Origin of the sequence: Methylobacterium trifolii, from assembly GCF_022179685.1 — a bacterium.
GTDB classification, from domain to species: domain Bacteria; phylum Pseudomonadota; class Alphaproteobacteria; order Rhizobiales; family Beijerinckiaceae; genus Methylobacterium; species Methylobacterium trifolii.
The window spans coordinates 1-7,771 of the sequence record NZ_BPRB01000221.1; the positions used below are offsets into that span (position 1 = coordinate 1).

The 7,771-nt window shown below is 69.7% G+C and carries 7 protein-coding genes; 3 read left to right on the forward strand and 4 right to left on the reverse strand.

What is annotated here, in order from left to right; all coding sequences use genetic code 11:
* Positions 1-650 (reverse strand): calcium-binding protein (locus COGEMETH_RS18490; protein ID WP_283215026.1); only part of this gene is annotated, 650 nt, incomplete at its 3' end.
* A gap of 947 nt (positions 651-1,597) precedes the next feature.
* Between COGEMETH_RS18490 and COGEMETH_RS18495 the strand changes: the two genes are divergently transcribed.
* Together COGEMETH_RS18495 and COGEMETH_RS18500 are read left to right on the forward strand one after the other, a co-directional pair.
* A complete protein-coding gene (locus tag COGEMETH_RS18495) occupies positions 1,598-2,089 on the forward strand; it encodes a DUF992 domain-containing protein (RefSeq protein ID WP_238184075.1) in 492 nt (163 codons plus the stop codon).
* 123 nt (positions 2,090-2,212) lie between these two features.
* Complete coding sequence (locus COGEMETH_RS18500; RefSeq protein WP_238184076.1) at positions 2,213-3,610, forward strand: cytochrome P450; 1,398 nt, start codon at positions 2,213-2,215, stop codon at positions 3,608-3,610.
* A 218-nt stretch (positions 3,611-3,828) separates the two neighbouring features.
* Here COGEMETH_RS18500 and COGEMETH_RS18505 read toward each other — a convergent pair whose 3' ends face one another.
* Both COGEMETH_RS18505 and COGEMETH_RS18510 read right to left on the reverse strand, forming a co-directional pair.
* Positions 3,829-5,031 (reverse strand): dimethylmenaquinone methyltransferase, encoded by a 1,203-nt coding sequence (locus COGEMETH_RS18505; protein ID WP_238184077.1) that lies wholly within the window; start codon positions 5,029-5,031, stop codon positions 3,829-3,831.
* Positions 5,032-5,230: 199 nt separating this feature from the next.
* Positions 5,231-5,545, reverse strand: a complete 315-nt coding sequence (locus COGEMETH_RS18510) for a hypothetical protein (protein WP_238184078.1) — start codon at positions 5,543-5,545, stop codon at positions 5,231-5,233.
* A gap of 412 nt (positions 5,546-5,957) precedes the next feature.
* Here COGEMETH_RS18510 and dctP point away from each other — a divergent pair, with 412 nt between their 5' ends.
* Complete coding sequence (gene dctP, locus COGEMETH_RS18515; protein WP_238184079.1) at positions 5,958-6,992, forward strand: TRAP transporter substrate-binding protein DctP; 1,035 nt, start codon at positions 5,958-5,960, stop codon at positions 6,990-6,992.
* Positions 6,993-7,265: 273 nt separating this feature from the next.
* Here the strand turns inward: dctP and COGEMETH_RS18520 are convergent.
* Positions 7,266-7,771: PaaI family thioesterase (locus COGEMETH_RS18520; protein WP_238184080.1), on the reverse strand; the 506-nt coding region annotated here is incomplete at its 5' end.

Genomic DNA, 7,771 nt, shown 5'->3' on the forward strand with positions numbered 1-7,771 from the left:
GTGGCGCCCGTCGAGCCGGCAACGCCCGTGGCACCGGTGGCGCCCGTCGCACCCGCCGAGCCCGAGCCACCGGCAGCACCAGTCGCGCCGGTCGCGCCCTGCAGGTACTGGAAGAGCCCCTCCGCGCTCAGCGTGACGTCGTCGAACCGGTAGAACTCGACACCGTGCGCCGTGGTCACGCCTTGGGCGCCGATCAGGACGATCGAACCGTCACTGGCCACCACGGCGCTGTAGGAGGACCGGGTGCCCACGAGGACCGCCGTGTCCACGCCGAGATCGCCGACGATCGTGTTGTTTCCGACGTCGCCGTACAGCACATCGTCGCCCACGCCGCCATTCAGGGTGTCGTTCCCCGCGCCGCCATGGAGCGTATCGTCACCGATATCCCCGAACACGACATCGTTGCCGGCATCGCCGAACAGGACATCCTGGCCCTGTCCGCCGAAGAGCGTGTCGTTGCCCATTCCACCGTACAGGCTGTCGTTGCCCGCATTTCCGAACAACACGTCGTTGTCCATGTTTCCGAGAACGAGGTCGTTGCCGGAATTGCCGGAAATCGTATCATCACCGCCGAGGCCGTAGATCTGGTCGTCCTCGCTCGTTCCGTTGAGGTTCGAGTCGGGTCCAGCCGTCCCGGTAATGTTCGACATAGCTATACGATCCCTCGATGCGGCCTATAGCTCACGCGCCCAGGTACGGGCCGGCTATAGCGTGGCGTCCACACCGGTCTGCCTATTCGACGATCGGGATGTTGAATATGGCATATATGCCACAACGACTATTATAAATCACGACCACAGGGTGAACTGTCCTTTTTCTGCCGGACGCTGGAAACTAAACTCACATCGTAAAAATTTTGATTGTAGAAACACCCCCTTTAGTTGCGATGACACAGCCGGAGTGTCTAAGTGTCTTCCACGAAACTCCCGCCGCGCCGTGGTGCCCAGAGGAAGAAATTCCGCCGATCGGGAGTTTCGTGAGAGGCTCTAGAGCCGTGCCCGACCACGTTGGGTCGGGTCACGGCTCTAGGTCTTTGTTTTGACGCGAACTTTCATGACGAACCGGTATCCACTTCGTCGGAGTGCGCTCTAATACCAAGCCTCGGTGAGGATGACTCATCGAGGCTTGGCCCCCGCGACTGCGGGGCGGCGGCCGTCCGCCGGACCTCATAGGTCCTCACCTATGAGACTTGGTATAAGACGCCGTTCCTGCAAGCCGGCCGTTCCGGACGACGGCCAGCGCCACCCCGACGCATCGTCGGCCGCCGAGGGAACCCCGGCCGGTGCCCCCGCCGGGCTGCCGCGACCGCATCACCCTGCCGCCATACCCGGGAGCAGGGGAGGCGAGTGGCAGCGCGGCGAAACAATAGGTCTCGCGCGAGGGCCTCCCGTGACGGCGGAGGCTGCGGCGGTCGGCGCGAAAAACCCAGAACCGGCAAGGGGATGGACGGGATACCGCGATCCTCGGCGGCAAGGCGCGGCCACGGGGCGACGCAACGGGCCGCAACACACGCCGGCAATCGAGGCCCGTCATGGTCGGTGCGACGCTTCGAATCGAAGCGCGCGTCGCGTCCCCGCATCGAGCCCGGAGCCATCCCATGCGCGCCATCCTCATCGCCCTCTCCGCCGCCGCGCTCGCCGCCGGCGCGGCCTATGGCCATGCCGTCCAGCCGGAGGCCCCCACCATCCAGGCCGGCACGCTGACCTGCACGACGCGGCCCGAGGCGAGCCTCGTGCTCGGCCTGATGCCCGCGGCCGACTGCCGCTTCGTCGCCGACCGCGGCGGCTTCGCCCAGGATTACGAGGCGGTGTTCTCCCCCGGCGCCTTCGGCGGGGCCGTCGACCGGGTCGAGACGGCGGCGTGGCGGGTGCTGACCCGCGACGGCTTCGGCCGGCCGGGCATGCTCACCGGCTTCTTCGCCCAGTCGGGCGAGGCGATGCTCGCCCGCCCCGGCGACAGGCCGGCGCCGACGTTGAGCGGACGGGCCGTCAGCCTGCAGCGCCTCTCCGGCTCGGCTCCCCTCGGGGCCTCGGCACAGGCGACCCCGCAGGTGGCCTTCGCCGCGGTCAGGCCCGGCCTGACCCGCTGACCGGGGCCGGGCCCCGGAGGGCCGGGTCGGCCGCCGCTCCGGCGCCCCGGTGTTTACACCGCGGTCCGCCTCCTGCATCAAGCGGCCGGCCGCACCCGTCCGGGGACGGCCTGGGACGCGGCGATGCAGACGGTGATGGACGCGCGCACGATCCGCCTCGACGGTCCGCGCCTCGTGCCGCCCCGGCGCGAGCCGCCGCTGCGCGAGCCGCCGCTCTTCACCTACATCGCCTCGCTGCGCACCAACGGCCTGCTCGGCTGGCCGCAGCGCGCCTACGAGGAGCCGGTGACGCAGCGCCGCCTGATCGGCCGCACCAGCTTCACCCTGAACGACCCCGACGCGATCCGCCGGGTGCTGGTGGACAACCAGGGCAACTACGCCCGCACCTCCGGCTCGGTCCGCATCCTGCGCCCGATCCTGGGCGACGGCCTGCTGATCAGCGAGGGCGCGGCCTGGCGCCACCAGCGCCGGACCCTGGCGCCGGCCTTCACCCCCAAGGCCATGGACGGGCTGGTGCCCCACATCGCCTCGGCCGTGGACGAGACGGTGCGCGAACTGGAGCGGGACGCGGCCCGCGGCCCCGTCGCCCTGTTCGCGGTGCTGCACCGCTTCGCCCTGGAGGCCGCCGGCCGCAGCATGTTCTCGGTGGCGATGGAGAGCCACGGCGAGGAGCTGCGCCGCTTCATCGCCGAGTACAGCGTGCGCCTGGGCCGGCCGCACCTCCTCGACATCCTGATGCCCCTGTCCTGGACCGCGCCGCTCGACCCCTTCCGCGCCCGCTTCCGCCGCCGCTGGATACCGTTCCTCGACCGCATCATCGCAGCGCGCGCGGCCGAGCCGGCCCCGCGCGCCTCGCGCGACCTCCTCGACCTGCTGCTGGCGGCCCGCAACCCCGAGACCGGGGCGGCCTTCACGCAAGGGGAGCTGCGCGACCAGGTCGCCACCATGATCCTGGCCGGGCACGAGACCACGGCGGTCGCCCTGTTCTGGGCGCTCTACATGCTGGCCCTGGCCCCCGGCCTGCAGGAGCAGGTCGCCGCCGAGGCGCGGGGGGCCGACCTCTCGGAACCGGCCGGCTGCGCCTCGGACGGGCGCCTGCCCCTGACGCGGGCGGTGATCGACGAGACCCTGCGGCTCTACCCGCCCGCCTTCGTCATCGTGCGCCGGGCACTCGCCGACGACACCGTCGCGGGCCTGCCCGTGCGGGCGGGCGACATCGTCATCGTCAGCCCCTGGGTGCTGCACCGGCACCGGGGCCTGTGGCAGGACCCCGACGCCTTCGATCCCGGCCGCTTCCTGCCCGGCGCGCCGCCGCCGCCGCGCTACGCCTACCTGCCCTTCGGCGTCGGCCCCCGCGTCTGCATCGGCGCGCAGTTCGCCCTGACCGAGGCGGTGCTGGCGCTGGCCCGGTTCGCCGGCCGGTTCCGGATCGGCCCGCCCGGCGGCCCCCCCATCCTGCCCTCGGCCGTGGTGACGACCCAGCCCGAACACGCGCCGGCCTTCGACCTCGCCTTGCGCTGATCGGCGGCCCCGATGGGCCGCCTCGCCCGGCGCCGGCGCGCGATCGCGCCCCGGCGCCCGGTCGTGGCCTTCGCGGCAGGGCGCACCCCGTCCCGCGAGGGATGCGGCGGCCTCATACCAAGTCTCATAGGTGAGGACCTATGAGGTCCGGCGGACGGCCGCCGCCCCGCAGTCGCGGGGGCGGAGCCTCGATGGGTCATCCTCACCGAGGCTTGGTCTCAGCCCTTCCAGCCCTTCAGGGCGGCGAAGGGGCTGGCGGAGGGGTCCGGCGGGGGCGGGTTCAGCACCGGCTCGACCTGGGCGAGGGCGTCGGCCAGGGAGAAGGCCGAGCCGCTGGGGAGCTTGCCGCCGGCCGCGTCCCGGTGGCCGCCGCCGCGGAACTTCCGGGCGCCGTCCAGGGCCGTCTCGTTGTTGGAGCGCAGCGAGACCGAGCCCATCCGCTGCACGTTCATCACCCGCGTGGCCCCGCCCCCCTCCATGATCAGGTCCGAGACCCGCTGGAAGGTGCCGGAATCCAGGCCGAAGGACAGCAGCGTCCCGTCCGAGAGCGGCCGGAACAGCTCGGTGGAGCGCGCCAGCACGCGGGCGATCCGCATCCGCGTGGTCAGGCTGCGGTCGTCGTCGGGCTCACCGGCCAGGAACCCGTCCACGATCGCCTTGCGGGTCGCGCCGACCTGGGTCTCGATCTCGGCCGGGCTCGCGCCCGCGCTCAGGAGGGCGGAGACCGCCTTGAGGAGTTCGCCGACGAAGCGGTCGTGCCAGGGGTGGCCGATGGGCACGAGGTTGGAGACGTTGTCCCAGAAGATCTCGTCCAGCGTCAGGCCGCCGCGGAAGGCCGGCCGCTCCTTCTTCCAGAGGTCGAGGGCGTCCACCGCCTCGACCAGGGCCTCCAGCCCGTCCGCCTCCCGCGTGGCGTAGAGGGCGCGGTGCACGTACGCCATCCGGGTGGCGCAGACGCCGTCGTCGATCAGCACGACGATGTCCGGGTCCTGCAGGTCGAAGCGCATCAGGTTCGCCCCGCCCTCGACGGCGGTCGGCTCCAGGCCCTGCTCCTGCAACTGCCCGATCGAGGAGGCGTGGTGGTCGAGCACGATCAGCCGGTGCCTCTGTTTCGACGCGCTCTCTCGCGCCGAACCGGTATCCACATCGGCGGAGAGCGCTCCTGCCTCCTCCCGGCGGCGGTTCATCGCGGCAAAGCTCTTGATGAACTTCACGGCCACGGATTCGAGGCCGAGATCGGTCATGATCAGGGTCTCGGAGGCCTTGGCCTTGTTCAGGCGCTTCAGTTCGTCCTCCACCACCGGCCCGACGTCGGAATAGCGCGGGACGTGGACGATGCGGGCCACGTCGACATGGGCGCCGACGATGGTGGCGGCGCCGTAGCCGTCGAGGTCGTGGTGGGTGATCTGGGTGACGGTCACGAAGGGATTCCCGGAAGCGGCCTGTATCCGCCAGCCTTATGCGGCAGGCCGGCCCGGATCGCGACCCCTTCCCGATCCGTCCGCGCGGCCGAAAGCCTACGGCCGGAGGCGGCCCGAACGGGTGCCCACGCCCGGCCTTCGCCATGTGGCGCCATACCCGCGCGGCGAGGGCGCGGAGGGACGAGACCCGGGCCCCGGTTCAGGGATCGAACGTCCTCCCGCCCACGGAGCCGACATATCGCATCAGCGCGTCGCGCTTGTCCTCCGATCCGCACGCGGCGAACGCGAGAGCCAGATCCATGATGCGCGAGACCGTTCCGGGAGGCAGCCCGGCGGGCTCGGGCTCGCCGCGATCGGAGGGGAAGAAGAACGCGACGGGCAGCCCGAGAATGGAGGCGATCTCCTCGAGGTGCCGGCGCGAGCGTGCCGAGACGGGCCCCCCCGGATCGTTCCGGGCGGCGTCCGGGACGGCGGCCCCGCGGGGCGTCGGAGCGGTATCGTTCGTATCGGCCATCCGCCGCCCCCAGGCCAGACTCGGTTCACATCAGTCGGCAAACGACGCTGCACCAGAGGAGCAAGCAACGCATAAAGCAAATGCCCTATTTTTTTGCCATATGTCAACATGTTCATGGATTAACCATCGTAGACCGGCCCGGCGGACCGCCCATCTCGATTTCGTATATCTGTATTCACGAAAACGATTGTCCGCCGCCAGCCGCGACACGGCCATGCTATGCTGCCGTGCCGACCCTGCGCGAAGAGATGCGCCGGGTGCAGGAAGGACGACCGTCGGCTTGTGGCGCCGGTGGAGCGATGCCATCATCGAACCGGTTCATGGCGTCATATGAAACTTCGATTTGTGCGCGACCGTCGCGGCTGCTTTGTCGGTCTGTAAATTCCCGAACATCCATTCAGGAGAGACGCCCGTGTCCATCCACGTCCCGATTGCGCGACGCACGTTCATCCGTTCGGCGCTCGCCGCCCCGGCCGTGTTGACGCTGGGGCTCGGCGCGGCGCGTGCCGCCACGGTCCTGAAGCTGTCGCACCAGTTTCCGGGGGGCACGATCGACCAGGGCGACTTCCGGGACCGCATGTGCCGCCGGTTCGGGCAGGAACTCGAGAGGCGCACCAACGGCGCCGTCACGGTCCAGGTCTATCCGGGCTCGTCCCTGATGAAGACGCAGGCCCAGTTCGGCGCCATGCGCAAGGCCGCCCTCGACATGAGCCTCTGGCCGCTGGCCTATGCCAGCGGCGAGGTGGCGGAGACCAGCATCGGCCTGATGCCGGCCCTGGTCTCCTCCTACGAGCAGGCCGCAACCTGGAAGACTGCGCCCATCGGCAAGCGCCTGACCGCGCTGATGGCGGAGAAGGGCCTGATCTTCGTCAGCTGGGTCTGGCAGTCGGGCAACGCGGCGAGCCGCAGCCGGCCGCTGTTCGTGCCGGGCGACGCCAAGGGCCTCAAGATCCGCGGCGGATCGCGGGAGGTCGACCTGCTGATGAAGGCGGCCGGCGCCGCGACCCTCAACCTGCCCTCGAACGAGGTCTACATCGCCATGCAGACGGGCGCCTGCGACGCGACCGTGACCTCGTCCACCAGCATGATCTCCTTCCATGTGGAGGAACTGGCCCGCCACCTCACCTCGGGGCGAGGCCGGTTCTACTGGTTCATGCTCGAACCGATCATGATGTCCAAGACCGTGTTCGACGGCCTGCCCAAGGACCAGCAGGAGGCGATCCTGGCGGTGGGCGCCGAGATGGAGCCGTTCGGGCTGAAGGGCGCCATCGCCGACGACGTGGAGGTCGAGACCATCTTCACCAAGGCCGGCGCCAAGGTGCAGCCCCTGGACGAGGACGGCCTGCGCCAGTGGCGCGACCTCGCCCGCGACACCGTATGGAAGGAGTTCGCCAACCGCTCGTCGACATGCGCGGAACTGCTCAAGCTCGCCGAGGCGGCGGCCTGACCTTAGAGCTAGCTTGACTTCCAAAATGGAGCTTCAACCAGTAAAATTGGCGCCTTAGATCGCTTACCCTATCAATCTCCCTCATCCTGAGGTGCTTCCACGCAGTGGAAGCCTCGAAGGAGCCCTCCAGAAATCTCGGCGATATCTGGAGGGCTCCTTCGAGGCTGCTTCGCAGCACCTCAGGATGAGGGAGATTGATAGGAATCGAAAAGTCAAATTTATATGAGTACCCACCGTCGCAGAGTGGCGCGGACGACAGCCGATGAGCCGGGATCAACTGCCCTTGCGCAGCAGCTTCCAGGTGGCGGTGGCGTGGGCGGCGAGCTGGCCGTCGCTGCGGAAGGCCTGCGATTGCAGGAACGACACGCTCCGGCCCCGGCGCAGGAAGCTCGCCTCGCAGCGCGTCGACCCCGAGATCACCGGCGCCAGGAACTGGATCTTCATCTCCAGGGTCGTGCCCGCCCCGTCGAGGTGCTGCAGCAGATGCCCCATCGAGACGTCGAGGGCGGTGGCGAGCACGCCCCCGTGCAGGGTGCCCTGGGGGTTGAAGAGCGGCGGGGCCGCCTCGAAGCTGACGATGCAGCGCTCGGCCTCGTAGGCGACGGAAAAGCCCAGGAGGCGGGAGAGGAAGAACGATCCGAAGACCTGCCGGTCCTCGGCCGTCGCGCGGGCGAGCATGGCCGCGCCCTGTGCCGCGAGGCTCTCCTGCGGGAGATCCGCTTCCGGGAGACCTGTCTCCGGCTCGTCCATCAGCCTGTCCTCGTCTCGGCGGTCGTCGT